This window comes from Pseudomonas putida (genome assembly GCF_026625125.1).
In the GTDB taxonomy this organism is placed as follows: Bacteria; Pseudomonadota; Gammaproteobacteria; order Pseudomonadales; family Pseudomonadaceae; genus Aquipseudomonas; species Aquipseudomonas putida_X.
The window spans coordinates 3,394,744-3,420,514 of record NZ_CP113097.1; the positions used below are offsets into that span (position 1 = coordinate 3,394,744).

The window sequence follows — 25,771 nt, forward strand, 5'->3', positions numbered from 1 at the left end:
TTATGGACTCCAGAATTAGATGGCGCTGGGCGCATTGTCATCACGAATCGCGGTCGCAACTACGGAGGGTCGCGACTGAAACTGCTGATACCAGTGCGCCAGAGCCGGGTGCCCAGGGCGCCAATCGATGAATGCCCAGCGAAAATCCAGCTGGCCGAGCGCACAACCGATAGCGATATGACCTAGCCCGAAAGGTGCAGCTTCAAGCTCTGCAGCCTGGGCTTCCAGGGCCGCGAGCACGGCTTTGCATTTCAAGTTGAATGCATGAAGAAAGGGATCTTCTGGCCAGTCGTAGGGCAAGCCACGGTCGATATACCAATTGCGCCACAGCAACAGCACATCGATGAAACCGTCGCCCAGCGCTTGCCAGGTCATGGCTTGCAGATACTGATTACGATCCACTGGGACCAGCCTGGCGCCACTGTGAAGGCCGTCGAGAAAATCACAGATGACGCGCGAGTCGTAGAGTTTGCGGCCATCTGCCAACAGCAGCGTCGGAATCTTGTTCAAAGGGTTATCGTGCATGACCTGCTCATTGAGCTGATTCATACCCACGACATTTCGCACGCAGGTGACGCGGTCGAGAAGACCCGTTTCGTGCAGTACGATCATCACCTTGCGTACGAACGGCGAGCGAGGCGACCAGTGCAGCGTCATTGCTTCGCTTGCACTGCGGGAAGAAGAGGCAAAGGTCACTTTTGATCCTATGTGCTAACTTTATGACCTTTTCAGTATAGACCTATCTGAAACGGGCTTGCCATCCCCTATCCGATGATTTTTTCCTCAGGCTTGAGGAGGTGCGCTCAACCGGCTGGATTCGCGAGCCTCGAAGCCTTGCTGCCACCGGGCAAGCTGGCGATAGTTGTCCCGCCACGGCAAGTCATCGAAACGAACAGCCAAGTAGCCCAGGGCGCAGCCGATCGCGATATGGCCAATACCGTACTCAACCGCGTCCAGTTGCGCGACTTCGTGCTCCAGCAACTGCAGGGTCGACGCGAGCTTGAGCGCGGAGGCCTTCAGAAAGTCCTGTTGCTGTTGAGCCTCGGGCCGCTCACGCTCATGCCGCCAAAGAATCAGCGTGTCACACAAACCATCCCCCAAGGCTTGCCAGCGCAGGGCCTGCCAGCGCCTGTCGGGCTGCTGCGGGTAAAGGCTCGCGCCGTTCCCCAGCGTATCGAGGTACTCACAGATCACTACAGAGTCGAACAAGACCGCGCCGTTACTCAGCTCCAGGGTAGGAATGCGCAACAACGGGTTGATAGCCAGCAGCGCGGGATTGGGCACGTGCCGTGAGACCTTGGTGCGCACGCAGCGCACCTCGTCTGCTAGCCGGTGTTCATGGATCACGCACATGACTTTGCGCACGAAGGGCGAAAGTGGCGACCAATGAAGCGTCATCATGGCAGTCATACGCTGACCTTGACGTCGAGCCTGACCACGTCTCCTCGGTACACGCCATCCCCGACAAAGACCAACCGCCCTTGGTCATCTATCGCAGACCGATAACAATAGGCGACCGGTGCATTGAGCGGGATCTCCAGCGCTTCTGCCGTCGCAAGGTCCGCTGTACCAATGGTAATCGTCTGGTGCACCTCCTTGAGCGTCAGGCCGGGCAGGTCCTTGAGGATTCGCAAGGTGGTGTGGGTTTCGAGCAGTTTCGCCGGAATCTTGCGCACCAGCCGCGAGTCGATGAATGCGTTACCAATGTAATACGGTTTGCCTTCGCGCAGATGGCGACGCCGCCAGCACCGGTATTCCGGCGCCATTTCACCGATTTTGTGCTGCACGTTTACAGGCTGGGCCTTGACGTCGAAAGACAACACCTCTGTCGTGACCCCTTCCGGTGAGAGCAGAAGGCCCGACCAGTCAGTGGGCACTTCACACCACATCTGCTCTTGTGGCTGCTGAATGACGAAGGTGCCCTTGGCACGGAAACGACGTATCAGCTTGTCCTCTTCGAGGATGTCCAGTGCCTGCCGAACAGTTGCGCGAGCCACACTGCACTCCGCTGCCAGGTCATCCACCGTGGGAATCTGCCCCCCCACCGGCCACAACCCCTGCTCGATCCTGCGGCGGAATAAAGTGGCTAGCTGAATGTAACGGGCCACACCACTACGGCTGAAATCAATGCCTGACTTGCTGGCCAATGCATCTAGGTCTTTCATCAATTCGTCTCATCTGTGAGCCCCGCAGGGCATGCCTTGATCGCGCGCCGTCAGTATCGCATAAACCATAGATTTGCATTATTAGCCTTTTGGGCGCAATTAATTCTATAGGTCATCCTATTGACCTTTTAAATCCGGTGTACGTACAGTAGCGCCATCATTCGCACTGTTACACGGATATCACGTATGAGTACCGCACTGAGCACAGCAGCTAGCATCGGCATCATAGGAGCAGGCACGATGGGTGCGGGCATCGTCGCGGTGGCATTACGAGCCGGGCATGCCGTGTACCTGCACGACACCCGCCAACAAGCGCTGACCCAGGGCGCCGAAAGCGTCACCTCATCGCTGGATCGATGGGTCAAGCGCGGGCACCTGACTGGCGATCAAAGGAACGAATGTCTGGCACGACTGACCCTCGCATCCGAGCTGAGCGAACTGTCTTCGTGTTCACTCGTGGTTGAAGCGATCATTGAAAGCCTGGAAATCAAGCAAGAGTTGTTCAGAGCGCTCGAAGCAGTCGTTGGCGAACACGCGATCCTGGCCAGCAACACCTCATCCATCTCGATCACGGCAATCGCGGCAACCTTGCAGAAGCCTCAGCGCATGGTCGGTATGCATTTCTTCAACCCGGCAACGGTGTTGCCGCTGGTTGAGGTGGTCAAAGGCGAAGCCACCTGCCCAACCGTCATAGCGCAGGTCAGTGAACTTGCGATCAAGTGGGGTAAAAGCCCTGTCGAGTGCAAGTCGACGCCAGGCTTCATTGTCAACCGCGTCGCCCGGCCGTTCTACGCCGAAGCACTGCTTGCGCTGGAGGACAGGGTTGCGCCTGCTGCGGTCATCGATGCCGCTTTGCGTGATGCAGGCGGGTTTCGTATGGGGCCGCTGGAGCTGATGGACCTGATCGGCCACGACATCAATTTTGCAGTGACGCGAAGCATCTACGACGCCTTCTTCCAAGACCCCCGCTACCGTCCTTCGCTGATCCAGCAAGCACTGGTAGACGCAGGGTGGCTGGGGCGGAAAACCGGCCGGGGCTTTTACCGATACGACCAGCCGTCGAACCCGAATGAAATGACCTTCGAACCCGCCTGCCCGGCGCCAACCCTGGTGCAGCAATTTGGCGACTTCCCTGGCGCGCAAACATTGCGGCGCTTGGCCGAGCAGCACGGATGCCGCATCGAAAGGCACAACGGCGACGGTTATCTGATGGTCGACGGTGTGCAGGTACGCCCGTCCCTCGGAGTGACCGCTATTGAGATAGCGACCGCTCAGGCACTCGACCAGGTTGTCCTGTTCGACGCCTCCACCAATCTTGAAGCGGCTTCCCTGGTTGTGCTCAGCAGCGCAGACACCTGCAGACGCTCCTCTGTGAACAGCGCGGTCGGCTTTTTCCAGGCGCTAGGCAAGCAGGTGGTGATGATCGACGACGTGGCGGGCATGCTCGTGACACGAACGCTTTGCATGCTTGCCAACGAAGCGGCGCAAGCCGTCAGTCAAGGCATCGCCACTGCTCAGGCTGTCGACCTTGCCATGCTCAAAGGCGTCAACTATCCCGTCGGCCCGCTGACCTGGGCCGACGGTTTCGGCAGCCACAACGTGGTCACAACCCTTGACAACCTGGCCCGGGCTTACCCCGATGGCCGCTACCGCGCCAGTGCGCTGCTGCGCCGCAAGGCACTGACCAACACGCCCTGGAACCCACGCTGAATAGAGCCCGCAAATGCCTTCAACAAACCCAGTTCACCAGCAAATTCATCCAGATGGCTACGCCATCATTACCCTCGACCGGCCTGAGCGTCGCAACGCCCTGAACCTGGAAATCAAACACCTGCTCGCCGAGGCCGTAGCGACGCTGGCAGGCGACCCACGCGTTCATGCATTGGTGATCACCGGTGCCGGTGGCTACTTCGTCGCTGGGACAGATATCGCCGAGATGCGTGACATGACCCCCACTCAACACACGGCCCTGCAAACGGGGCGCTTGTTCGAAGTCGTCGACCGCTGCAAAAAGCCTGTGATCGCCGCAGTTGAAGGGTACGCCTTGGGGGGCGGCTGCGAGCTTGCCTTGGCGTGCGACATCATCATTGCCTCGCGAACGGCGCGTCTGGGTCAGCCGGAAATCAACGTTGGCATCATGCCAGGCGCGGGCGGTACTCAGCGCTTACTGCGTACTATCGGCAAGTATCGGACAGCGTTGCTGACTCTCACAGGTGAACCTCTCACCGCTGAACAGGCTTTCAATGCCGGCATGCTTTCAGAAGTGTGCGACGAGGGGGCTGCATTGCAGCGCGCGTGTGCAATCGCAGCGCGTATCGCCGGTCAGCCGCCCCTGGCCGTGTTGGCAATCAAGGAACTGTTGTCGACCGGTGAGGATGCGCCTTTGCATGGCATGTTGAAGCTTGAGAGAAGCGCGTTCGTGCAACTGTTCGACAGCGAGGACCAGAAAGAAGGCATGACCGCCTTCCTGGAAAAACGCAAGCCAACTTATCGCGGGCGCTAATGCCGGCTGCACTGGTGGCAGGATCGCATTCGGCCTAAGCGCGGGGGAGTCGTTGCCAGCCGCGTAGACGCCGCCCATGAAGCCCCTGGCATCGGTGCATTCCGCCACCCACCCGCAACGAGCTGCACAGCCGCAAACAATAGTTAATATTTATAGCTACTTAACTTCAAACGCATCGTAGACCACTGCATTACCCAAGCGCATTGCGCTACCCACGCCGACCGTGCGGTTAAGCCAGGCGTACTGGGGCGCCGAAGTCTCGAAACGCAGTGTGATGCGGAACTGGTAGAGGCTGGGATCGACATCTTCGCCAGCGGCAACCCTCTTCATGACCTCAGCCGGCCCGTAACGATAGCCTTCGGTGCGCAGGTAGATCAGTGCACCGTCGTCGGTCTGCAGCAGGTAGCGGGTGTCGATGATTGCCACACCCTCGGGGCTGACGATTTGCCAGTCGGCGCCGTTATTGAGGATTGTGCCCTTGAGCCTGGCCCCCTCGAAATGGCCGCCTGTGATCGGGATGATACGCCGCTTGCCCTGCGCGCTGGTTTCGCCCAACTCCCACACCGGCGCTACCAGGTCCACCGTGAAGCGCGCCAGGGGTTCGAGCTTGAGCGGGGGCGGAGCGTAACTGCCAGCCTGGGCAAGACCTGTACAAACACCAAGCAGCAGCACAAGCAATCCTCTGCCAAGGCTCATCATGCTGCCTCCTGCAGTGAATGGATATTGGAGTTTTTAGGGTTCAGGCCCCGAGATGCGCCACACCACAGAGGCGGGAATCCTTGACAGCACCGAGCGGCGACCGCTGAGGGACGTGCAATAAACGCTTGCATGAGCACAGAATATCCTTTGTTATTGGCATGTGGATAACATTGTTAACGATTATTTTTGTTAACCAATAAATTGTCAAGGTCATAGGGTCTTGCCGCAGAACCTTCAGTACCTTTGAGCTCAGCGCCATGCGGCTGGCACTCGATCTCAAGGACACTGCGGTAGCCAGAGGGACGCCGGCCTGTGCTACATGCAGTTACAGACGACGGGTGAAGAATTCAGTTTTATTCCCTTTCCTGTAGTCCATTTCCCAAAGATACTCACGGCGCCTGTTTTTCGTTGCGGCCTTTATTTGTCAGTTTTAGGCTCGGTGGGTCGTTGCACATCAACGACCGACTTTGACAGGTCGCGACGAGATACTTGCAGAGCTTTGCCTTTCATGGCGGCTGTGTATGGGGCACGTTCGCGTGCACCGGTTCTGGTATCCGCCGGTCTGTCAACCTATGCACAGCTGCCACCTAACTGTTTGACAGCAGGTAGCTGGTGGCCCTGAAGATGGATACCAAAGCATGCTGAAGATAGTCCCCGACCCACCCCACACTCTCCACTCCCTTGAAGACACGCTGATGATGGCTGCCGACTACGCGCTTTGCGCCGAGGTCGTTGTCCAGCAGGCGATGTTGATGCAGCCGAAAGCACCTGCGTCCGTGATGATCATGACCTCGATCCACGAACTTGATGCCCTACGCAAATTGCTAGAGTCAGCCTTGGCACAAATACAAAAGCCAGCCGATCCGCAAACGCTGCATTAGTCCTCATCATGATTTGCCTGGGCTGCTCGACTTCGGGCTAGCTGCCTCGCACAGCGCCGCCCCTGAGGTTGCACACGCCACTCAGCCCCCCCGCTGTGGGAGCCCGGCTTGCCGGCGATCGGGCCAGCCCAGTCACCCGGACTTTCAAGGCGCCAACACACCCTTAAAGACGTCACTACCCTACTACCTTGGCGCTCCGCCCAAGCCCCTGCTCCCAGCGCCCCAATTTGGCACCTTGGCGCCCCAAAACCACACATACTGCTGTTAGACCACTCACCAAGCGTGCGCCCTTCCCGCCCTGCAGCCCCTCTAACACAAGCCCTTGAACAATAATCTGACCAATTGGCCATGTTTTTGCTGTGCAACTGCTCATCACCCTGACCCCGAGCAGTCCCATGTCCACATCCCCCTCGCAATTGCGCCTCGAGCTGCGTGCCATTACCAAGCGATACCCGGGCACCTTGGCCAACGACCGCATCGACCTGCGCATCGCGCCCGGTGAAATCCATGCCCTGCTCGGCGAGAACGGCGCGGGCAAGAGCACCCTGATGAAGATCATCTACGGCGTCACGGCGCCGGATGCCGGCCAGCTGCTATGGGAGGGGCAGCCCGTGCACATGCGTGACCCTGCCCGCGCCCGCGCGTTGGGCATCGGCATGGTGTTCCAGCACTTTTCCCTGTTCGAAACCCTGAGCGTCGCGCAAAACATTGCCTTGGCGCTTGGCCGCGATGCCGGTACGCCAAAGCAATTGGCGCCGCGCATCCGCGAAGTGTCCCAACGCTACGGCATGGGCCTGGAACCTGAGCGCCTGGTGCACAGCCTGTCGATCGGTGAACGCCAGCGCGTGGAAATCGTGCGTTGCCTGATGCAGCCGATCAAGCTGCTGATCCTCGACGAACCCACTTCGGTGCTTACCCCGCAAGAGGTCGACGAACTGTTCGTCACCCTGCGCACACTCGCCGCAGAGGGCTGCAGCATCCTGTTCATCAGCCACAAGCTCAACGAAGTGCGTGCCCTGTGCCATGGCGCCACCGTGTTGCGCGGTGGGCGGGTCTCCGGCGCTTGCGACCCGGCGCAATGCAGCGATCTGCAACTGGCGCGAATGATGGTGGGCGATGCCGAAGGGCTGGAGGCAAGTTACCCGAAAAGCGCCGGGGGCTTGCCACGCCTGCGGGTGGACGACCTGACCTGGCGCAACAAAGACCCATTCGGCACGTCCTTCGAACACCTGCGCCTGGAAGTACGCAGCGGCGAGATCGTAGGCATCGCGGGGGTCGCCGGCAACGGCCAGGACGAACTGCTGGCCCTGCTCAGTGGTGAAACACGCCTGCCCGCCAGCGACCGCGAACGCATCACCCTCGACAACCGGCCGATGGCCCACCTCTACCCCGACGCCCGCCGCGCCCTGGGGATGGCCTTCGTACCGGCCGAGCGCCTTGGGCATGGCGCGGTGCCGGACATGAGCCTGGCCGACAACGCCCTGCTCACCGCTTTCCAGCAGGGCCTGGTCAACCGCGGCCTGATCCGTTCAGGCAAGGTGTTCGCGCTGGCCGAGCAGATCATCCAGCGCTTCGCGGTCAAAGCGCCGGATGCCCGGGCCACGGCACGTAGCCTGTCCGGGGGCAACCTGCAGAAGTTCATCCTCGGCCGCGAAATCCTGCAGGCCCCCAAGCTGCTGATCGCTGCCCACCCGACCTGGGGTGTGGATGTCGGAGCTGCCGCAGCGATTCACCGTGCGCTGATTGCCTTGCGCGACGCCGGCGCAGCAATCCTGGTGATTTCCGAAGACCTGGAGGAGTTGTTCCAGATCAGCGACCGCATCGGCGCGCTGTGCAGTGGGCGCCTGTCGCCGCTCAAGGCCACCGCGCAGGCCCATACCGTGGAGGTCGGCGGTTGGATGGCCGGCCAGTTCGATGCCCCGCAAGACGCCGCCTGACGAGACCCCCTCATGTTGCTATCCCTCGAACCCCGTACCCAGCAGTCCCGTGCCATGCTCGTTGTGTCACCCCTGCTTGCCGCCCTGTTGACCCTGCTCAGCGGGGCGATCCTGTTCAGCGCCCAGGGGCATGCCCCCTTGCAGACCTTTCACACGTTGCTGATCGAACCCATCAGCGACCTTTACGGCCTCTCGGAACTGCTGCTCAAAGCCTTGCCGATCCTGCTCTGCGCCCTCGGCCTGGCCGTGGCCTACCAAGCCCGCATCTGGAACATTGGCGCCGAAGGCCAGCTGCTGATCGGCGCCCTGGCCGGCAGTGCCGTGGCGATCCACCTCATCGAGTGGGAAAGCCGCTGGGCGCTGGTCTGGGTGTTGCTCGCCGGCACGCTGGCCGGTGCGCTATGGGGGGCACTCGCAGCCTGGCTGCGCACGCACTTCAATGCCAACGAAATCCTCACCACCATCATGCTCAACTACATCGCCTTGAACCTGCTCTTGTACTTCGTTCACGGGCCACTGAAGGATCCCGAAGGGTTCAGTTTCCCGCAGTCGGCTATGTTCGGCGATGCCAGCCGCCTGCCGGCGCTGTTCGAGGATGGCCGGCTGCATATCGGGCTGTACTTCGTGCTGATGGCACTGGTGGCGGTGTGGGTGCTGCTGCACAAGAGCTTCCTGGGTTTCCAGATCAAGGTGCTCGGGCAGGACCTGCGCGCCGCTGGGTTTGTCGGCTTTCGCCACAAGCGCCTGGTCTGGCTGGCGCTGCTGATCAGCGGCGGCCTGGCAGGCCTGGCCGGGGTCAGCGAAGTCAGCGGGCCGATCGGCCAACTGGTGCCGCAGGTATCTCCCGGCTACGGCTACGCGGCGATTACCGTCGCGTTTCTCGGGCGCCTCAACCCCTTTGGCATTCTGGTGGCCGGGTTGTTGATGGCCCTGCTGTACCTGGGCGGCGAGAACGCGCAGATGAGCCTGAACCTGCCGCAATCGCTGACCGGGCTGTTCCAGGGAATGATGCTGTTCTACCTGCTGGCCTGCGACGTGCTGATCCTCTACCGGCTACGCCTGAAGCTGAACTGGCGCCGGCGCGCGCCGCTGGCAAAACCTGCCAGCGCCTGAATTCCCATGACCTTTTCGTTTACCTGCCGCCCACCGCGTGCAGGCTGAGGCTTCGACTATGGATCTCGATCTGCTTGGCAACATTCTCTACGCCATGGTGCGCTGCGGTACCCCACTGCTACTGGTCGCCCTGGGCGAACTGGTGTGCGAAAAGAGCGGCGTGCTCAACCTCGGCCAGGAAGGCATGATGCTGTTCGGCGCGGTGGTAGGGTTCATCGCCGCCTACGCCACCGGCAGCCTCTGGCTTGGCGTGCTGATGGCGTGCCTGGCCGGCATGTTGCTGGCTTCGCTGTTCGCACTCGTAGCACTCGGCTGCCAGGCCAACCAGGTGGCGACGGGGCTGGCGCTGACCATCTTCGGTGTCGGCCTGTCTTCTTTCGTCGGCACCGCCTGGGTCGGCAAGCCCCTGAGCGGCTTCGAGCCGGTGGCCATACCGCTGCTGGCGGACATCCCGGTCATCGGCCATATGCTGTTCAACCAGGATGTACTGGTTTACCTGTCCTTCGGCCTGTTCGTGCTGATCGCCTGGACGCTGCTCAAAAGCCGCACCGGGCTGATCCTTCAGGCGGTTGGTGAAAACCCCGACGCCGCCAGCGCCATGGGCCTGCCCGTGCTGCGCGTGCGCACCTTGGCGGTGCTGTTCGGCGGTGCCATGGCCGGGCTGGCCGGGGGTTACCTGTCGCTGGCCTACACCCCGATGTGGGCGGAGAACATGACCGCAGGGCGCGGCTGGATCGCCCTGGCGCTGGTGGTATTCGCCAGTTGGCGGGTGTTGCGGGTGCTGCTCGGTGCCTACCTGTTTGGCCTGGCGAGCATCCTGCACCTGGTGGCCCAAGGTATCGGCGTGAGCTTCCCTGCCAACCTGCTGGCCATGTTGCCCTATGTGGCCACGATTCTGGTGCTGGTGGTGCTGTCGCGCGATGCCATCAAAACCCGCCTGTACGCCCCGGTTTCACTGGGTCAGCCGTGGAAGACCGGGCGCTGAGGCCTCGCGCCTGGGCTGCACCGTGCACCGCTATCGATGCCCCTCTGCTCTGTTTTCTTGCATTACCAACGCGCCTTACACAGCCAATATGAAGACCTACAGGAGCCACACCTTGAAACCTCACAATAAAAGCAAACACCTGCTGCGCGCCCTGGCAGCCGCCATTGGCCTGAGCACCGCCCTGACCGCCGTCGCCGCCGATCCACTGAAGGTTGGCTTCGTCTATATCGGCCCGATCGGCGACCATGGCTGGACCTATCAGCATGAGCAGGGCCGCCAGGCCCTGATCAAGCAATTCGGCGACAAGGTCGACAGCAGCTTCGTCGAAAACGTGCCCGAAGGCGCCGATGCCGAGCGGGTCATCCGCAACATGGCCAAGGGCGGCTATGACCTGGTGTTCGCCACCTCGTTCGGCTACATGAACCCCACCGCCAAAGTCGCCAAGCAGTTCCCGAAGGTCACTTTCGAACATGCCACCGGCTACAAGCAGGACAAGAACCTTGGTACTTACCTGGCCACTTCCTACGAAGGCCGTTACGTTGGCGGCTACCTGGCCGCGAAGATGACCAAGAGCAAGAAGATTGGCTATGTGGCCTCCTTCCCTATTCCCGAAGTGCTGCGCGATATCAACGCCATCCAGTTGGCGCTGGACAAATACAACCCTGGTACCGAAATCAAGGTGGTGTGGGTCAACTCATGGTTCGACCCGGGCAAAGAGGCCGATGCCGCCAACGCCCTGATCGACCAGGGCGTTGACGTGCTGTTCCAGCACACCGACAGCCCGGCACCGATCCAGGCCGCCGAACGGCGTGGCATCTACGCCGTCGGCTACGCCTCGGACATGGCCCACTTCGGGCCCAAGGCAGTGCTGACCTCCATCGTCAACAATTGGGGGCCGCACTACATAAAAAGCACTCAGGCGGTCATGGACGGCACCTGGAAACCCCAGGATTACTGGGGCGGGCTTGCCGATGGCACCGTCCAGCTGCCCATCAGTGACCTGGTACCCGCCGACGTCAAAAGCGGCGCCGAACAGATCATCGCCAGCATCAAGGACGGCACGTTCCACCCCTTCACCGGCCCGATCCTGGACCAGGCGGGTGCGGTCAAGATCCCCGCAGGCGCCGTGGCCAGCAACGCCGAACTGGCAGGCATGAACTACTACGTCAAAGGCATCACGGCGCAACTGCCCAAGTAAACACGGGTGGGAGCGCCAGCCGCTCCCGCTTGCACCGCCCTTTCACGGAGCCATTCATGAACACCCTGCCGATCATCGATATCAGCCCGCTGTACCAGCAAGATCCCACCGCCCGCCTGGCCGTAGCCCGGCAGATCGACGCCGCCTGCAGGCAGTGGGGCTTCTACTACATCAAGGGGCACCCCATCCCGGCCAGCCGCATTGGCGCACTGAAAGCGGCCGCCGAACAGTTCTTCGCCTGCCCTGCCGAGGAAAAGCTGCGCATCGACATCACCCAGAGCGAGCACCATCGCGGCTACGGCGCCATCGCCACCGAACAGCTGGACCCGAGCCGGCCAAGCGACCTGAAAGAAACCTTCGACATGGGCTTTCACATGGCCCCGGATCATCCCGACGTGCTCGCGAAAAAGCCACTGCGTGGGCCCAATCGGCACCCCGCCATCCCCGGGTGGGAGGCGCTGCTGCAAGCGCATTACCAAGACATGCACGCCCTGTCACTCACCCTGCTGCGAGCGATGGCGCAGGCGTTGTGCATCGAGCAGGATTTCTTCGACCAGCGCTTCGCCAACCCCATCAGCGTTTTTCGCATGATCCACTACCCGCCGCGCCAGGCTGCCAGCAGCATCGACCAACAAGGCGCCGGCGCGCACACCGACTACGGGTGCGTCACCTTGCTGTATCAGGACAGCACCGGCGGCCTGCAGGTGCAGAGCGTGGATGGCCAGTGGATCGATGCGCCGCCGATCGAGGGCACCTATGTGGTCAATATCGGCGACATGATGGCGCGCTGGAGCAACGACAGGTACACCTCAACGCCCCACCGGGTCGTCAGCCCGCAGGGCGCGCACCGCTACTCGATGCCGTTCTTTGCCGAACCGCATCCGGACACGATGATCAGTTGCCTGCCCAACTGCTCCAGCCCCGACAACCCACCCAAGTACCCGCCGGTTTCGTGCAGCGCCTACATGCTGTCGCGCTTCGCCGAAACCTATGCCTATCGCCGTGAGCAGGCCACGTAGCCTGCGCCACATCAGCTCAGGTAGTCTTCAACCCACTTCACCCAGCAATCGGAGCCGATCTTCACCAGTGCGTCGTTGAAGTCATAGTGCGGGTTATGGACCGAGCAACCGTGGAACTCCCCTGTGCCGTTGCCCAGCATGAAGTAGCACCCCGGCCGCGCCTGGAGCATGTAGGCGAAATCTTCGGTTCCCATCACCTTCTTGGGCATCCGCGCCAGCATCTGCCCCTCGGCAAATAGCGGGCGCAGGCTTTCACGCAGCTGTGCGCTTTGCGCCTCGCTATTGCTCAGCGCAGGCGCCAGCTGGGTAAAGTCCAGCGCGATCTCCACCCCAAAGCTCTCGGCATGCCCCTTGACCAGCGCCTCGATGCGCTGGTTGATCTTCGACTGGGTTTGGGGCGTATCGGTGCGCACGCTGAGCAACATGCTCGCTTCATCGGGAATGATGTTGTAGACCGTGCCCGCCTGGATCATGCCGATACTGATCACCGCATACTCTTCAACGCTCAGGTTGCGCGACTTGATGGTCTGGATGCCACTGATCAGGCTATTCAACGCCGAGATCGGGTCCACCGCAAGCTCCGGCATGGCGCCATGCCCGCCTTTGCCGCTGATGCGAATGCTGACCCGCTGGGAAGACGCCATGGTCGGCCCGCTCTGCACCACGCAAGTGCCCACCGGCATGCCCGGCATGTTGTGCAGCGCGTACACAGAATCACACGGGAAACGCTCGAACAGCCCATCATCGATCATGGCCTTGGCGCCGGCCAGGCCTTCTTCGTCGGGCTGGAAGATCAGGTTCAAGGTACCGTTGAAGTTGCGCGTGGCAGCCAATCGCGAAGCCGCCGCCAACAGGATCGCGGTATGCCCGTCATGGCCACAGGCATGCATGCGCCCAGGGATCTTGCTGGCATGCGCGAAGGGGTTCTTCTCACTCATGGGCAGCGCGTCCATGTCTGCCCGTAGCCCGATGCTGCGGGGGCTGTCGCCCACTTTAAGCACCCCTACCAGGCCGTGCCCGCCCACATTACGGTGTACCTCATAGCCCCAGGCTTGCAGCTTCTCCGCCACCAGGGCAGCAGTGTCAGGCGTGTCGCCGCCGAGCTCTGGCGCGGCATGGATCTGGCGGCGGATCTTGATGAACGCGTCCAGGTCTTCGGCCAGCTGCGGCGCTTGATTTCGTTCGAAGGTACCCATGTCATTCGCATCCTTTGTTTTCAGGGAAGTAGTTGAGGCAGACCAGGCTTACCGCACCACCCACCAACAGGTAGTAGGCCGGTGCCAATGGCGTGCCCATTGCGGCAATCAGCCAGGTAGCGATCAGTGGCGAAAACCCACCGAAAAGCGTGACCCCCAGGCTGTAGCTGACCGAGGTGCCAAAGGCACGCTGTGCCTTGGGGAAGCCCTCCATGATCAACGCGAAGTACGCGCCGGCGCCTATGCAGGTCGGCAGAATCAACGCCGCGACACACATCATCGCCAGGCCCATGTGCTGCACGTGCCCAAGCACGTAGAACACCGGCAGCGTCAGCACCACGGGCGCAAGAATGGTCCAGACCAGCAGGCGTTTCCTGAGCTGGTACTTGTCGGCGAACTTGCCGGCCAGCGGGCATATGATCGCCATGCAGCCGCTGCTGATGCCGGCGATCGCCATGGCACTGCTTTGCGGGTAGTGCATGGCGGTCGTCAGGTAGGTGGGCATGTAGAACACGAACAGGTACATGCCGATGGTGGAACTGGCCATCAGGCCGATGCCCAGGCCGATGCGTTTGAGCAGCTCCGGGTCCAGCGGCTGCCTGCCCTCCTGTGCCGCCGCGGCCTCATGGGTTTCGGGTAGGCGGTTGCGGATATACAAGCCTACCGGGCCGATCAGCAGGCCGAAAATGAATGGAATGCGCCAGCCCCAGCTCTCGAGGCTGGCCGGGTCCAGCAACTGGCTCAGGGTGAACCCGAACCCCGCCCCGACCAGCGCGGCATACCCCTGGCTGGCCGCCTGCCAGCTCACGCTCTGGCAGCGCTTGGCGGCAGTACTGGACTCCATCAGGTAAACGGATGCGGTACCGACCTCGCCACCTGCCGACACCCCTTGAATGAGCCGCCCGGCGACCAGCATGAACGTTGCAAAGATGCCCACTTGCGAATAGGTCGGCGCGAAGGCGATCAAGGCAGTGCCCAATGTCATCAAACCGATCGTCAGGCTCAAGGCGGCTTTGCGGCCATGCTTGTCGGCGTACCGGCCGATGATGATGCCCCCGACAGGGCGCATCAAAAAGCCCACACCAAAGGTTGCCAGCGACATCAGCAGCGAGGCCAGTGCCGACTCCGACGGGAAGAAGTGCCGGCCGATCAGCACTGCGAAGAAGCTGTAGATCGTGAAGTCGTACATCTCCAGCGCGTTGCCCAGTGAGCACGCTATCAGGGTTCTGCGTGAGGATGATGCCTGCGCATGACGCTTTGGCCCGGCCTCCAGGATCGTAGGTGCAGGTAGCGGTCTGTTCATTGTTATCTCCGATGGCGAATCACGGCATGCAGTGACTATCAGCCAATCGCGCTGCCAACACACTTGCGGTTTTGGCAATGAGCTAACCAATGGTTAATTGACCTGGCGCTGATGTGGCCGCTTTGCCTTGGCATGGCGCACAGATGCCCTGGCATCGTCCATGTGCCCCGATAAGGGTCACCGGAATCGGCCACGCACTGGGCTGGGAACAGGGATCGCGCACTGCCAGGCAGCCGCTTGGTGGCCATCGTTTCCCGGCCCTGCCAAGTCCAACCCACCTTATTAACCAACAGGCATACGTTGGCCAAACAAGCAATCACGCTGCAACCTGATGTTCATCGAATCTAGCGCGACCGTATCCTGTGCCTGGAGTCGTGAATGAATACTTGCATCACTCGCACCGTGTCGTTGCTGTTGATGAGCCAAGGGATTTGTCTTGCCACGCAGGCTGAGGCCGAGGGCTTCCCTACCCTCAACCGGTTGGCTTCCGGGTTCGGTTACTACGGGGTAGATCAGGGTTTCGATGACAAGCTGAAGGTCTACGGTACCGTGGATGCATTCGCCAGCTACCACGACTCCGAGCACCACTCAGGTTTCCAACTTGCAGGCGGCGGCGCCTGGACCAACAAGCTCGGGTTGTATGCCCGCAAAGCAGTTGCCCCCGATATGGTGCTGGAACTGGACGTCGAAGAAGGCTTCAATCTGAACGGCAAGGCCATGGAGGGGACGTGGGACACTATCGGCACGCTGCGCCTGGCAACGGTCGCCCTGCGTTCGCGCAGCCTGGGCAGGCTTGAGTTCGGCAAAACCTACGGGGTGAGCACCCCGACCTACGCCGACCCGTTTCTGGCGGCATACGGCTCACCGTATACGTTTCTGTCCATACCTGCTGCCGGCAGAGGCGCCTACTATCTCGACCTGCGGCCCAAGCACACCCTGGCCTACACCAGCCCGAGCATGAACGGCTTCAGCGTCGCAACGGCCGTGAGCTTCGGCTTCGATGATGTCGCCAGCCAGGGGCGTACGGTGCGTGGTGGGGGTGCGAAGTTGCAGTACCGGAACAGCCGTGTGATCCTGCTGGGGTCTTACAACCTGTATTACAGCGACCCGTGGGACGATGGTGGCAACTCGCGACAGACTGCCAACCACTTCACAAGCCTGTCGGCGTTCTATGATTTCGGCCCGCTGTCCACCAGCCTGACCTGGCAACGCCAAGAGGTAGACCAAGCCGGCACACCCAGTACCACCGTTTACACCTTCGGCCTGATGGCCCCGGTGGGCAAGCTTGACGTGCTCAGGCTGGCGGTGGTCCAGCGGTCGGTGTCGGCCCGCGACAAAGACGCGCTGGGCGTGATGCTGGGCTACGACCATTTCTTCAACCCGCGCTGGGCCGCCTATGCGCGCGTGGGCATGATCGCCAACCAGAGCGCGTCATCGGTGACCTACGCAGGCACCCCTGTCGATCAGGTGGGCGATGACCCAAGCAATGTTTCACTAGGCATGTACTACCACTTCTGAAACGTCACGTGGCAGCGTCTTGAGGACTCTTGCGCGCAAGCTGTGGAAGAGTTCTTGAGCCGGAGCCGTGAGGCTATCGCGGTCGATGCAGACCAGGTTGATCGGATAGTCGGGGACCAACTCCTGCACCGCCACTTGAATGAACTCTGGGCGGATGGCAAAGGTGGTGGCGTCGTTCACGGCCAGTTCACTGATGGTCATCAGCGACTCGGTGTTTTTCAAAAGCTTTAGGGCCATCATTATCGACGTGCATTCCACTGCGTTCGGCGGCACCCGAAGGCCGTTGACCTCGAACAATTGGTGGAACTGCGATGCCTGATCGCTCAACTCGTCCAGGCTGATCCAGTTGGCGTACTGCAGCGAACGCAGCGACTGGGAAAACTTCTGTTGGTTGGACGCATGGCAGATCACCTTGCCCTTGATGCTGCCCACCGCCTCCCAATCCAGATTCAGACGGCTCAAGGGTTGCTGGGAGGTGATGGCGAAGTCCAGGCTACCGTCGCGCAGGCGTTGCAGGATCTGGCTGGGGCGCAGGTCGGTGATGGTAATTTTCACCCGCGGGTACTTGCGCCGAAAAGCCAGGATGCTCTCATCCACGCCGTCAAGCATCGCCGTCAGCGAGGTGACGCCGATCGACACCGCCCCCAATGCAGCATCCTGAATGCTGGCCGCCTCGATCTGCAAACGGCGGATACTCTCCACCACTAGGTTGGCATGGCGGATGATGCGCTTGCCCTCATCGGTCAACGCCATGCCCTTGTACGACCGCTGCAGGAGGGTGAACCCAAGCTCCCGCTCCAGTTCCTTGATCGAACGGCTCAGGGCAGGTTGGGTGATGTGCAGGATCTTGGAGGCCTCGAGAATGCTCCCCCCCTGGTGAATGGCGACAAGCGCCTTGAGCTGATGAAGTTTCAAGCGTGAACACCTTATCGAGAGCGGCGGGTTTCAGGTTGCAGCTCACCTTGAACTGCAAAAAGAAGGCCCGGAATCGGTTCATGATCAGCCCCAGCCTGGCGCTGAACGCCCTGCTGCCGGGCTTGGCATCCAGAACCTGCGAGCACTGCGCCGAGCGGTTGATCTGCGAGCATCACAAATGTGCATGATGGCTGCCCAGCGGTAGCTGCAGATCATGGAAAAGTGGTCGCTTATCGAACGGTTATTTCACAGGCTCTGGCCATTGTCGAGCTGGGCCAACAAGGCTTCGCCCCGCGCCCACACGCCTTCACGCCTGGCTACGGACATGCGCTCAAGGCTGCGATAGACCAAGGCCAGGCGGGGGTTGCCGGCCAACAGGTCACGATGGCGGATGATGAAGTGCCAGTACAGCGCATTGAATGGGCAGGCATCCTCCTCTACCGCATGTTCGACCTTGTAGCTGCAAGCCTTGCAATGGTCGGACATGCGCTGGATGTAACGGCCACTGGCGCAATAGGGTTTGGACCCCAGGTAGCCGCCGTCGGCGTGCATCACCATGCCGAGCGTGTTCGGCAGCTCGACCCAATCGAAGGCATCCATGTACACCGCCAGGTACCACTCGCATATCGCGCTGGGCACAATGCCGGCGAGCAGTGCGAAGTTGCCCGTGACCATCAGCCGCTGGATGTGATGCGCGTAGCCCAGTTGCAGCGTCTGGCCGATGGCCTGCTCCATGCAGCGCATGCGGGTACGCCCGGTCCAGTAGAATTCCGGCAACGCACGGTCGTTGCCAAGGTAGTTGAGCGCGGCATACTCAGGCATGCGTAGCCAATAGATGCCGCGCACATACTCACGCCAGCCGATCAGCTGGCGGATGAACCCTTCAGCAGCGTTGAGCGGTATGCGCGCCTCACGCCAGGCAGTGTCCACGTCGTCGCACAACTGCCGCACATCCAGCAGCCCGATGTTCAGGGCCGCACTGATTCGCGCATGGAACAGGAACGGCTCGCCTTCGGCCATGGCGTCTTGATAGTCGCCGAACGCGGCCAGGCCGAACTCGAGAAAATGTTGCCAGAGCTGCTGGGCCTGTTCATGGGTCACGGGATAGTCGAACCCTTCGACCGCGCCGTAGTGGTCATTGAAGCATTCGCCGACCAGCGCCACGACCGCCGTGGTGATTTCGTCATGCTCAAAACGCGCCGGGAATGGCCCACGTAGCCCCCGTGGCAAGGGTTTGCGATTGTCACCGTCCAGGTTCCAGGTCCCACCCACAGGGCTGCCATCGAGCTCCAGCAAAAGGCCGCAGCGCTTGCGCATGCCGCGGTAGAAATGCTCCATACGCAATTGGCGACGGTCTTTCGCCCAACGTGCGAACGCCTCGCGCGAGCACAGAAAGCGTGTATCGCGATGCCATACCAGCGGTAAGCCGGCATCGTTCAACGCCTGCTCCAGGCGCCACTCACCACACTCGGTCAGGTGGATGTGCGTCGCCCCCAGCGCCTGCTGCCACCGGCGCAACTCACCGACGATGGTGCCGCTGTTGCCGGGTGCGTTCAGCTCCACATATTCCACCCGCCAGCCGCGATCACGCAGCGCCTGGGCAAAATGGCGCATGGCGCTGAAGATGAGCACGATCTTTTGCGGATGGTGGGGCACATAGCGCGCCTCGCCCTGCACTTCGGCCATCAGGATAACGTCGTGTGCAGGGTCCAGCGTGGCCAGGCTCGCCAGGTCGAACGACAGCTGATCCCCCAGCACCAGGCCCAGGCGCATCGCACGGTCTACCACTGGCTGGCCAGCGTCACCGGCACGCGCAGGGGCTCGACAGGGCCGTTGCGCTGGCCGCACATCTCGTCATGCACCACCTGTTGCACCAGCATGCAAGGCACGGGCGGCAGATCGGCCAACAGTTGGCGCAGCTCGGTCGTCGAGCGCAAGCGCAGTGCCTGGCCGTTCGCATCGCTAAGGGTGAGCGGCCCTTCTTCGGTCAGCGCGCGCAGGATATAAAAGCCGCCTTCCAGCGACAGCAGCTCAAGTTCTCGAACGTTACCGGCTGCGGCCAGCTCCGTCAGGTTGTGCAGGTTCATGGCGTGTACTCCATCAGGCAGGCTTCAGCTGCGCAGGGCGGCATTTGCAAATGTCAGACTCAGTAAATCCTATACAATAATAGACTGATGTATAGGTTTTGGTTTTTATTGTATAGATTTAGGCTCATCTTTAGTGATGGCCCCTGGGCCGCTGCGACCGGCGCCAGAGCTGGCAGGTAATGGTGAGTCGAGAGACGATGGTCGACCGGCCTCATAACCCGCAGAATAGGTGGCTTCGGCCCTGTGAAGGAATTGCTCATGCTGTATGTAGTCATGCTCGGTGGCCGCCACCCACGGGCCAGTATCGAGGTGCACGACGTGCTGTTCGCGCAGGCGGACTCACTGCAGCAGGCGTACCCGCAACTGCGCGAAGGCTGGTTCGGCAGCCGTGCAGGCCTGCACATCGACTCGTGGCTGGAAGTCGACGGTATCGACCGCTACCGTGTCGCGTTCAGCCCCCTGGCGCCAGGCCCGGACGACATGCGGCTGTTCTTCATCAACCTGGGTGGCTACGAGCCACAGGTGTTCGGTGAGGCGCATCGCTACCTGCTGGTAGTGGCCAGGGACAAGGCCCAGGCCAAGCAACTGGGCAAGCAACGCATGCAGGCAGGCTGGCTCAAGCCGCATACCGATGCAGTGCTTGAGGTAGACGATTGCCTGCCAGTCGACCTGGTGGGCGGGCGCTATGTGCACTTGATAGAAGGTGCGCATGGCGGGCTGCGGCAATACAGCGACTACATCCTGCTCTGAGGCCGCGGCTGCCTGGCCTCGGCGCTGGGGCAGCGATCCCGTTCCTCAGCGCACCTTGGCCTGACCCGGCGCCGGCATCACCTGCACCTGGCCATGCTCCACCCCACGCTCGACCGTCAATTGCCGAGACAACTCGCCAATGCGGCCACTTTCGCCCTGCAGCACCGAGACCTCCAGGCAATGGCCGGCGTCCAGGTGCACGTGCAAGGTGGACCGGGTCAGGTCGTGGTGGGCATGCAGGGTCTGGTTGAGCCGCCTGGGCAGTTCGCGGGTGCTGTGGTCGTACAGGTAGCTGACCACGGCCACGCAGGCGGCATCGTCCGGCAACGTTTCAGACTCGCGCATGCCTGCACGCAACAGGTCGCGAATGGCCTCCGAGCGGCCCTGATAGCCTTGGCTCGCCACCCGCCGGTCGATGACGTCGAGCAGCTCCTCATCCAGCGTGATGGTGATTCGTTGCATTTGGTAACTTCCAGTAAGATGATTTTACATAGACATCATACCCACTGCGCTTTAGCCTACGGCCTCCGTGAAAGTGGGGACCGCAGTGTGAAGCAGCAGCCAGGTAAACGAAAGCCCGCCCTCCTGGGCCTCCTTTTTCTCGCTGCGTGCACGGTTGCACCGGCCAGCAGCGCCGCCGAGCAAGGGCCACGGCTGGTGTACTCGTGGCCTGTGAATGCCGGGCCGCTCGACCCGCGTGGCTACTCCCCGAACCAGATGTACGCCCAGGCCATGGTCTATGAACCCCTGGTGCGCTATACCGCGGCCGGTACGCTGGAGCCTTGGCTGGCTGAGGCCTGGCAGGTGTCGAATGACGGCAAGACCTACACATTCACGCTGCGTGACGGTGTGCGCTTCAGTGATGGCACGCCCTTCGATGCGCCTGCAGCCAAAGCCAACCTCGACGCAGTGCTGGCCAACACTCAGCGCCACCGCTGGATGGAGCTGGTGACCACCCTGGACCACGTTGAAGCACCTGAGCGCCTGACCCTGCGCCTGGTACTCAAGCACCCCTACTACCCGACGCTGATGGAACTGGCCCAGGTTCGCCCCTTACGCTTTGCCTCGCCTCAGGCCAAACCTGGCCAGCCCGCCGGGACCGGCCCGTGGATGCGCGCCGAATCGCGCCTGGGCGAATACGACCGCTTCGTGCGCAACCCTCATTACTGGGGGCCAAAGCCGGCCTATGCCGAGGTCATGGTAAAGGTCATCCCAGACCCCAACAGCCGCGCACTGGCCCTGCAGGCCGGCGAAATCGAGCTGATCCAGGGCGCCGCTGGCGAGATCACGGCGGGCACGTTCGTGCGCCTGCGAGACCAAGGCTTCGCCACCGAACTGTCGGCGCCGCTGGCCACCCGCACGCTGGCGATGAACACCGGCCGTGGCGCCACCCGCGACCTGGCGGTACGCCAGGCGATCAACGAGGCGGTGGACAAGCAAGCCATCATCGACAAGATCCTCTATGGCCTTGAGCCACGGGCAGACACCCTGTTCGCCAGCAACATGCCGTACGCCGATATCGGCCTCAAGCCCTACCCTTATGACCCTGCCCTGGCCGCACGTGCGCTCGACGCTGCCGGGTGGGTCCTGGCGCCAGGCGCTTCAGTGCGTAGCAAAGGCGGCGAAGCGTTATCCATCGAGCTGGTGTTCCTCGGCACCAGTGCCTTGCAGAAGAGCCTGGCCGAAGTGCTGCAGGGGGAGTTGGCGAAAATCGGTATCCACATCGATCTGCGTGCGGTCGAAGAAGGGGCGCTGGTGCGGCGCCAGCGCGACGGCGACTTCGGCATGATCTTCGCCGACACCTGGGGTGCGCCCTACGACCCGCACTCGTTCGTCAGCTCCATGCGCTACGCCGGCCATGCCGACTACATGGCCCAGCGTGGGCTGGCCATCAAGGACGAACTGGACAAGCGCATAGGCCAAGTGCTGGCCAGCACCGATGAGCAGCAGCGTGCCGAGCAGTACCGTTTCATCCTCACCACCTTGCACGAACAGGCCGTCTACCTGCCCATCTCGCACCTCACGGCCATCAGCGTGCGCCGTGACTCGGTGGCCAAGGTCCAGTTCGGCAGCACCTTGTTCGACGTGCCGTTCGAAACCATGACACCGAAACAGGAAGACTGACATGTTGCGCTACATCCTGCTGCGCCTGGCGCTGCTCGTGCCGGTCATGCTCGGCGTTTCGTTGCTGGTGTTCGTGCTGCTGCACCTGGGCAGCACCGACCCGGCGCTGGACTACCTTCGGCTTTCGCACATTCCACCGACCGACGCAGCCATCGCCGAAGTTCGCCATACCCTGGGGCTGGATCGCCCCTTGTATGCGCAATACCTGAGCTGGCTGTGGAACGCCGTGCACCTGGACTTCGGCATCTCCTACATCACCGGCCGGCCAGTGCTCGATGACCTGCTCTACTACCTGCCCGCCACCCTGCAACTCGGCGGCCTGGCGTTGGCCTGCACGCTGCTGCTGTCGATCCCGCTGGGGCTGCTGGCGGCCCGTTGGCAAGGGCGCTGGCCCGACCACGCCGTGCGGGCAGTGACCTTCCTGGGGGTGTCCATGCCCAATTTCTGGCTGGCATTTCTGCTGATCGCGCTGTTTTCCCTGTGGCTGGGCTGGCTGCCACCGCTGGGGCGCGGGGGGGCCGGGCACCTGGTAATGCCAGTGCTGGCGATCGCCCTGATGTCGATGTCGATCAACGCCCGCCTGCTGCGTGCCAGCCTGCTGGAAGCCGGCGGGCAACGCCACGTCACCTATGCCCGTGCCCGCGGCCTGCCCGAGCGGCACGTCTGGCGCGACCATATCCTGCGCAATGCCTGGTTGCCGCTGGTAACGGCCACCGGCATGCACATCGGCGAACTGATCGGCGGCGCACTGGTGATCGAGACCATCTTCGCCTGGCCCGGCGTTGGCCGTTTTGCGGTGTCAGCAGTGCTGAACCGCGACTTCCCGGTGATGCAGTGCTTCACCCTGCTGCTGACCGGCCTGCTGATGATCTGCAACCTGGTCGTCGATGTCTGCTACGCCTGGCTTGATCCTCGTAGCCGGCTGGAAGGGGTGAACGCATGAGTGCGCTGTCTGCCCTGCGTCAGCCCTGGCTGCTGCGCCGCCCCAGCCTGACGATCGGCCTGGTCCTGGTCGGCCTGCTGGCAATGCTGGCGCTGTTCGGCCAGTGGATCGCCCCGTATGACCCCGACCTGGTCGACCTCGGCCGGCGCTTGCAGGCGCCCGACGCCAACCACTGGCTGGGCACCGACCACCTCGGGCGCGACCTGCTTTCACGGCTGATCGTCGGCACGCGGCTGTCCTTGGGCAGCGTGATGCTGACCCTGGCGCTGGTGCTGGCGCTTGGCCTCGCGGTCGGCGGCGTGGCCGGGTTCGTCGGCGGGCGCACCGACCTGCTGGTGATGCGCGTGTGCGACATGTTCATGACCTTCCCCACCCTGGTACTGGCATTCTTCTTCGTCACCTTGCTCGGTACCGGCCTTAGCAACGTGATCATCGCCATCGCACTGTCCCACTGGGCCTGGTATGCGCGCATGGTGCGTGGCCTGGTGATTGCCCAGCGCGGTCGCGAGTACGTCTTGGTTGCACGCCTGGCCGGCGCCTCACGCTGGACGCGGCTGCGCCAGCACGTGCTGCCCAACATCGCCGGCCCCCTGCTGGTGCTGGCGACCATGGACATCGGCCACATGATGCTGCACGTCTCCGGCCTGTCGTTCCTCGGCCTTGGGGTGGCGCCGCCCACCGCCGAATGGGGCGTGATGATCAACGACGCCAAGGAGTTCATCTGGACGCAGCCGCAACTGCTGCTGTTGCCAGGGCTGATGATCTTCTTCTCGGTGATGGCCTTCAACCTGTTGGGCGATGCGCTGCGCGACCGCCTGGACCCTACACAGGAGCGCCATTGAATGAACCCGTCGATCCTTGAAATCCGCGGCCTGCGCATAGAGGCTCAGGCCGGCGTGCTGGTGCACGGCGTCGACTTGCAACTGCGCCGCGGCGAAGTCTGCACGTTGGTCGGTGCCAGTGGCTCGGGCAAATCCCTCAGTTGCCTTGGTGCGCTCGACCTGCTGCCACCAGGCCTGTCGCGCACACAAGGGCAGTTGCTGCTCGATGGCCAGCCGCTGGCTGCCAGCAGTGCCCGTGGCCGCCTGGCCAGCCTGGTATTGCAAAACCCGCGCAGCGCCTTCAACCCGGTACGCAACATGGCCAGCCACGGCCTGGAGACGCTCCGGCAGCGCGGAGTCACCGGTAGAGAAGCCCGTGCGCGGATGGCCCAGTGCCTGGAGGCGGTGGGCCTGGCAGACCGTGAACGGGTGCTGCAATCGTTCGCCTTTCAGCTCAGCGGGGGCATGCTGCAACGGATGATGATCGCCCTGGCGCTCATGGCCGAAACCCCGTTCCTCCTGGCCGATGAACCCACAAGTGACCTCGATGCCCTGAGCCAGGCGCGTTTTCTCGACCTGTTGATGGAACTGGTGCAGGTCCATGGGCTGGGGGTATTGCTGGTCACTCACGACATGGGCGTGGTGGCGCGCTGCGCAGACCAGGTGGCGGTGATGGAAGCCGGCCGCGTCGTCGAGTACCAGCCGGTGCATACGCTTTTCCAGCGCCCTGCCAGCGCCACTGCCCGCACCCTCCTCCACGCCCATCAGATACTTTGCGGGAGCCAGCCATGAGCCTGCTGCACGTCCACCACCTGAGCCATCGGTATCGCACCGGGGGGCTGTTGCGCAAACGGGGCTGGCTGCAGGTGCTCGACGGTATCGAGCTGCAACTGCATGCCGGTGAGTCGGTCGGCCTGCTGGGCAGCAGTGGCAGCGGCAAAAGTACGCTGGCGCGGCTGCTGCTCGGGCTGGAAAAACCGACCCAGGGCCAGGTGAGTTTTGCCGGGCAGGATGTCAGCCAGCTACGGGGGGAGCAGGCGCGCGACTTCCAGCGCACCGTGCAACTGGTGTTCCAGGACGCCCCCGGTGCCTTCAACCCGCAGCGCAGCATCGGCTGGAGCATCGCCGAACCGTTGCGCCACCTCACCGGCATGGATGAAGCCCAGCGGCAAGCGCGCACGCTCGAACTGCTGCAGGCCATGGGCCTGCGCGCCGAGCATGCGCAACGGCTGCCGCAGCAGTTGAGTGGCGGCCAGTTGCAGCGTGCCAACATCGCCCGGGCGCTGGCCGCCTCGCCGCAGTTGGTGGTGCTCGACGAAGCGTTGTCGAACCTGGACCGGGTATTGCAGTTGCAGACGCTGCAGCAGCTTGAGGCGTTACGCCAGCGCAGCGGCACCGCCTTCGTGCTGATCAGCCATGACCTGAGCCTGGTGCAGTACTTCTGCCAGCGGGTTGTGCTGCTGGACGCTGGCCGCATCGTTGAGGACCGGCCCGTCGAGCACGGCACTGTTTTCGAGCATCCCGTTGGAAAGCAGCTACAGTCTGCCATGTTGCCCGTACGGCCCGACAAGAGGCAGGCAAGACAAGCGCTGCCGCTCGGTATGCACTGACACC

The 25,771-nt window shown here is 62.3% G+C and carries 25 protein-coding genes; 15 read left to right on the forward strand and 10 right to left on the reverse strand.

The genetic code is table 11. The features are described from left to right. Window positions 1-15 precede the first annotated feature (15 nt). The 3 genes from OSW16_RS15525 to OSW16_RS15535 all read right to left on the reverse strand — a co-directional run bounded on the left by OSW16_RS15525 (window position 16) and on the right by OSW16_RS15535 (window position 2,165). On the reverse strand, window positions 16-696 hold the full coding sequence (locus tag OSW16_RS15525; protein ID WP_267816536.1) for a glutathione S-transferase family protein: 681 nt from the start codon (window positions 694-696) through the stop codon (window positions 16-18). Window positions 697-783: 87 nt separating this feature from the next. Then, window positions 784-1,410, reverse strand: coding sequence for a glutathione S-transferase family protein (locus tag OSW16_RS15530; protein WP_267816538.1), 627 nt, complete (start codon window positions 1,408-1,410; stop codon window positions 784-786). Further along, window positions 1,407-2,165: a GntR family transcriptional regulator gene (locus tag OSW16_RS15535; RefSeq protein WP_267816540.1), complete on the reverse strand. Its 759-nt coding sequence runs from the start codon at window positions 2,163-2,165 to the stop codon at window positions 1,407-1,409. Before OSW16_RS15535 ends, OSW16_RS15530 begins: the two co-directional genes overlap by 4 nt. 186 nt (window positions 2,166-2,351) lie before the next feature. Between OSW16_RS15535 and OSW16_RS15540 the strand changes: the two genes are divergently transcribed. Further along, on the forward strand, window positions 2,352-3,875 hold the full coding sequence (locus OSW16_RS15540; RefSeq protein ID WP_267816542.1) for a 3-hydroxyacyl-CoA dehydrogenase: 1,524 nt from the start codon (window positions 2,352-2,354) through the stop codon (window positions 3,873-3,875). 13 nt (window positions 3,876-3,888) lie between these two features. After that, complete coding sequence (locus OSW16_RS15545; RefSeq protein WP_267816544.1) at window positions 3,889-4,668, forward strand: enoyl-CoA hydratase-related protein; 780 nt, start codon at window positions 3,889-3,891, stop codon at window positions 4,666-4,668. Window positions 4,669-4,824: 156 nt separating this feature from the next. Here OSW16_RS15545 and OSW16_RS15550 read toward each other — a convergent pair whose 3' ends face one another. Further along, window positions 4,825-5,367 (reverse strand): DUF3237 domain-containing protein, encoded by a 543-nt coding sequence (locus OSW16_RS15550; protein ID WP_267816546.1) that lies wholly within the window; start codon window positions 5,365-5,367, stop codon window positions 4,825-4,827. 638 nt (window positions 5,368-6,005) lie between these two features. Between OSW16_RS15550 and OSW16_RS15555 the strand changes: the two genes are divergently transcribed. From OSW16_RS15555 to OSW16_RS15580, 6 genes are all read left to right on the forward strand, one after another. Continuing rightward, complete coding sequence (locus tag OSW16_RS15555; protein ID WP_267816548.1) at window positions 6,006-6,248, forward strand: hypothetical protein; 243 nt, start codon at window positions 6,006-6,008, stop codon at window positions 6,246-6,248. 395 nt (window positions 6,249-6,643) lie between these two features. Beyond that, window positions 6,644-8,185 carry an ABC transporter ATP-binding protein gene (locus OSW16_RS15560; protein WP_267816550.1) on the forward strand — a complete coding sequence of 514 codons (1,542 nt, stop codon included), beginning with the start codon at window positions 6,644-6,646 and terminating at the stop codon, window positions 8,183-8,185. A gap of 12 nt (window positions 8,186-8,197) precedes the next feature. Further along, entirely contained in the window at window positions 8,198-9,298 is a 1,101-nt protein-coding gene (locus tag OSW16_RS15565) for an ABC transporter permease (protein WP_241803751.1), read from the forward strand. Between the two features lie 58 nt (window positions 9,299-9,356). Continuing rightward, window positions 9,357-10,283 (forward strand): ABC transporter permease, encoded by a 927-nt coding sequence (locus OSW16_RS15570; RefSeq protein WP_241803752.1) that lies wholly within the window; start codon window positions 9,357-9,359, stop codon window positions 10,281-10,283. An 88-nt stretch (window positions 10,284-10,371) separates the two neighbouring features. Continuing rightward, window positions 10,372-11,481, forward strand: a complete 1,110-nt coding sequence (locus OSW16_RS15575; protein WP_267816554.1) for a BMP family ABC transporter substrate-binding protein — start codon at window positions 10,372-10,374, stop codon at window positions 11,479-11,481. Between the two features lie 56 nt (window positions 11,482-11,537). Continuing rightward, window positions 11,538-12,500: a 2-oxoglutarate and iron-dependent oxygenase domain-containing protein gene (locus OSW16_RS15580; protein ID WP_267816556.1), complete on the forward strand. Its 963-nt coding sequence runs from the start codon at window positions 11,538-11,540 to the stop codon at window positions 12,498-12,500. A gap of 11 nt (window positions 12,501-12,511) precedes the next feature. On the opposite strand, the gene OSW16_RS15585 is transcribed toward OSW16_RS15580, so the two are convergent. Together OSW16_RS15585 and OSW16_RS15590 are read right to left on the reverse strand one after the other, a co-directional pair. Then, on the reverse strand, window positions 12,512-13,696 hold the full coding sequence (locus OSW16_RS15585) for a M20 aminoacylase family protein (RefSeq protein WP_241803755.1): 1,185 nt from the start codon (window positions 13,694-13,696) through the stop codon (window positions 12,512-12,514). Between the two features lies 1 nt (window position 13,697). Next, the gene (locus OSW16_RS15590) at window positions 13,698-14,999 is read right to left on the reverse strand and encodes an MFS transporter (protein ID WP_267816559.1); all 1,302 of its coding nucleotides are present in this window, start codon (window positions 14,997-14,999) and stop codon (window positions 13,698-13,700) included. Between the two features lie 378 nt (window positions 15,000-15,377). On the opposite strand from OSW16_RS15590, the gene OSW16_RS15595 reads away from it, so the two are divergent. Then, window positions 15,378-16,517, forward strand: a complete 1,140-nt coding sequence (locus OSW16_RS15595) for a porin (RefSeq protein WP_267816561.1) — start codon at window positions 15,378-15,380, stop codon at window positions 16,515-16,517. On the opposite strand, the gene OSW16_RS15600 is transcribed toward OSW16_RS15595, so the two are convergent. The 3 genes from OSW16_RS15600 to OSW16_RS15610 all read right to left on the reverse strand — a co-directional run bounded on the left by OSW16_RS15600 (window position 16,494) and on the right by OSW16_RS15610 (window position 19,519). After that, window positions 16,494-17,432, reverse strand: coding sequence for a LysR family transcriptional regulator (locus tag OSW16_RS15600; protein ID WP_241803758.1), 939 nt, complete (start codon window positions 17,430-17,432; stop codon window positions 16,494-16,496). The two genes, OSW16_RS15595 and OSW16_RS15600, sit on opposite strands and share 24 nt — an antisense overlap. A gap of 246 nt (window positions 17,433-17,678) precedes the next feature. Then, window positions 17,679-19,205 (reverse strand): cryptochrome/photolyase family protein, encoded by a 1,527-nt coding sequence (locus OSW16_RS15605; RefSeq protein ID WP_267816563.1) that lies wholly within the window; start codon window positions 19,203-19,205, stop codon window positions 17,679-17,681. A gap of 8 nt (window positions 19,206-19,213) precedes the next feature. Then, a complete protein-coding gene (locus OSW16_RS15610; RefSeq protein ID WP_241803760.1) occupies window positions 19,214-19,519 on the reverse strand; it encodes a DUF6482 family protein in 306 nt (101 codons plus the stop codon). Window positions 19,520-19,777: 258 nt separating this feature from the next. Here OSW16_RS15610 and OSW16_RS15615 point away from each other — a divergent pair, with 258 nt between their 5' ends. Further along, complete coding sequence (locus OSW16_RS15615) at window positions 19,778-20,269, forward strand: DUF1543 domain-containing protein (protein ID WP_241803761.1); 492 nt, start codon at window positions 19,778-19,780, stop codon at window positions 20,267-20,269. Window positions 20,270-20,314: 45 nt separating this feature from the next. Here OSW16_RS15615 and nikR read toward each other — a convergent pair whose 3' ends face one another. After that, window positions 20,315-20,731, reverse strand: a complete 417-nt coding sequence (nikR, locus tag OSW16_RS15620) for a nickel-responsive transcriptional regulator NikR (protein WP_267816567.1) — start codon at window positions 20,729-20,731, stop codon at window positions 20,315-20,317. A 195-nt stretch (window positions 20,732-20,926) separates the two neighbouring features. On the opposite strand from nikR, the gene nikA reads away from it, so the two are divergent. Genes nikA through nikE form a run of 5 tightly spaced genes read left to right on the forward strand, consistent with a single transcriptional unit; the run spans window position 20,927 to window position 25,767 of the window. Further along, window positions 20,927-22,393 carry a nickel ABC transporter substrate-binding protein gene (gene nikA / locus OSW16_RS15625; RefSeq protein ID WP_418942011.1) on the forward strand — a complete coding sequence of 489 codons (1,467 nt, stop codon included), beginning with the start codon at window positions 20,927-20,929 and terminating at the stop codon, window positions 22,391-22,393. Between the two features lies 1 nt (window position 22,394). Next, window positions 22,395-23,336 carry a nickel ABC transporter permease subunit NikB gene (nikB, locus tag OSW16_RS15630; RefSeq protein ID WP_241803764.1) on the forward strand — a complete coding sequence of 314 codons (942 nt, stop codon included), beginning with the start codon at window positions 22,395-22,397 and terminating at the stop codon, window positions 23,334-23,336. Continuing rightward, complete coding sequence (nikC, locus tag OSW16_RS15635) at window positions 23,333-24,178, forward strand: nickel ABC transporter permease subunit NikC (RefSeq protein ID WP_267816572.1); 846 nt, start codon at window positions 23,333-23,335, stop codon at window positions 24,176-24,178. The genes nikB and nikC overlap by 4 nt, the downstream gene beginning before the upstream one ends. After that, window positions 24,179-24,949: a nickel import ATP-binding protein NikD gene (gene nikD / locus OSW16_RS15640; protein ID WP_267816574.1), complete on the forward strand. Its 771-nt coding sequence runs from the start codon at window positions 24,179-24,181 to the stop codon at window positions 24,947-24,949. Beyond that, window positions 24,946-25,767: a nickel import ATP-binding protein NikE gene (gene nikE / locus OSW16_RS15645; RefSeq protein ID WP_267816576.1), complete on the forward strand. Its 822-nt coding sequence runs from the start codon at window positions 24,946-24,948 to the stop codon at window positions 25,765-25,767. Before nikD ends, nikE begins: the two co-directional genes overlap by 4 nt. Window positions 25,768-25,771 lie beyond the last annotated feature (4 nt).

Excerpts from the sequence above, each read along its gene's own strand:
- OSW16_RS15540 (WP_267816542.1), top strand. The coding sequence starts at position 2,352 with ATGAGTACCGCACTGAGCACAGCAGCTAGCATCGGCATCATAGGAGCA.
- nikE (WP_267816576.1), top strand. The coding sequence starts at position 24,946 with ATGAGCCTGCTGCACGTCCACCACCTGAGCCATCGGTATCGCACCGGG.
- OSW16_RS15560 (WP_267816550.1), top strand. The coding sequence starts at position 6,644 with ATGTCCACATCCCCCTCGCAATTGCGCCTCGAGCTGCGTGCCATTACC.
- OSW16_RS15545 (WP_267816544.1), top strand. The coding sequence starts at position 3,889 with ATGCCTTCAACAAACCCAGTTCACCAGCAAATTCATCCAGATGGCTAC.
- nikR (WP_267816567.1), bottom strand. The coding sequence starts at position 20,731 with ATGCAACGAATCACCATCACGCTGGATGAGGAGCTGCTCGACGTCATC.
- OSW16_RS15590 (WP_267816559.1), bottom strand. The coding sequence starts at position 14,999 with ATGAACAGACCGCTACCTGCACCTACGATCCTGGAGGCCGGGCCAAAG.
- nikC (WP_267816572.1), top strand. The coding sequence starts at position 23,333 with ATGAGTGCGCTGTCTGCCCTGCGTCAGCCCTGGCTGCTGCGCCGCCCC.
- nikB (WP_241803764.1), top strand. The coding sequence starts at position 22,395 with ATGTTGCGCTACATCCTGCTGCGCCTGGCGCTGCTCGTGCCGGTCATG.
- nikD (WP_267816574.1), top strand. The coding sequence starts at position 24,179 with ATGAACCCGTCGATCCTTGAAATCCGCGGCCTGCGCATAGAGGCTCAG.
- OSW16_RS15615 (WP_241803761.1), top strand. The coding sequence starts at position 19,778 with ATGCTGTATGTAGTCATGCTCGGTGGCCGCCACCCACGGGCCAGTATC.
- OSW16_RS15570 (WP_241803752.1), top strand. The coding sequence starts at position 9,357 with ATGGATCTCGATCTGCTTGGCAACATTCTCTACGCCATGGTGCGCTGC.
- OSW16_RS15550 (WP_267816546.1), bottom strand. The coding sequence starts at position 5,367 with ATGATGAGCCTTGGCAGAGGATTGCTTGTGCTGCTGCTTGGTGTTTGT.
- OSW16_RS15605 (WP_267816563.1), bottom strand. The coding sequence starts at position 19,205 with ATGCGCCTGGGCCTGGTGCTGGGGGATCAGCTGTCGTTCGACCTGGCG.
- OSW16_RS15565 (WP_241803751.1), top strand. The coding sequence starts at position 8,198 with ATGTTGCTATCCCTCGAACCCCGTACCCAGCAGTCCCGTGCCATGCTC.
- OSW16_RS15530 (WP_267816538.1), bottom strand. The coding sequence starts at position 1,410 with ATGACTGCCATGATGACGCTTCATTGGTCGCCACTTTCGCCCTTCGTG.
- OSW16_RS15575 (WP_267816554.1), top strand. The coding sequence starts at position 10,372 with ATGAAGACCTACAGGAGCCACACCTTGAAACCTCACAATAAAAGCAAA.
- OSW16_RS15595 (WP_267816561.1), top strand. The coding sequence starts at position 15,378 with ATGAATACTTGCATCACTCGCACCGTGTCGTTGCTGTTGATGAGCCAA.
- OSW16_RS15585 (WP_241803755.1), bottom strand. The coding sequence starts at position 13,696 with ATGGGTACCTTCGAACGAAATCAAGCGCCGCAGCTGGCCGAAGACCTG.
- OSW16_RS15555 (WP_267816548.1), top strand. The coding sequence starts at position 6,006 with ATGCTGAAGATAGTCCCCGACCCACCCCACACTCTCCACTCCCTTGAA.
- OSW16_RS15610 (WP_241803760.1), bottom strand. The coding sequence starts at position 19,519 with ATGAACCTGCACAACCTGACGGAGCTGGCCGCAGCCGGTAACGTTCGA.
- OSW16_RS15535 (WP_267816540.1), bottom strand. The coding sequence starts at position 2,165 with ATGAAAGACCTAGATGCATTGGCCAGCAAGTCAGGCATTGATTTCAGC.
- OSW16_RS15580 (WP_267816556.1), top strand. The coding sequence starts at position 11,538 with ATGAACACCCTGCCGATCATCGATATCAGCCCGCTGTACCAGCAAGAT.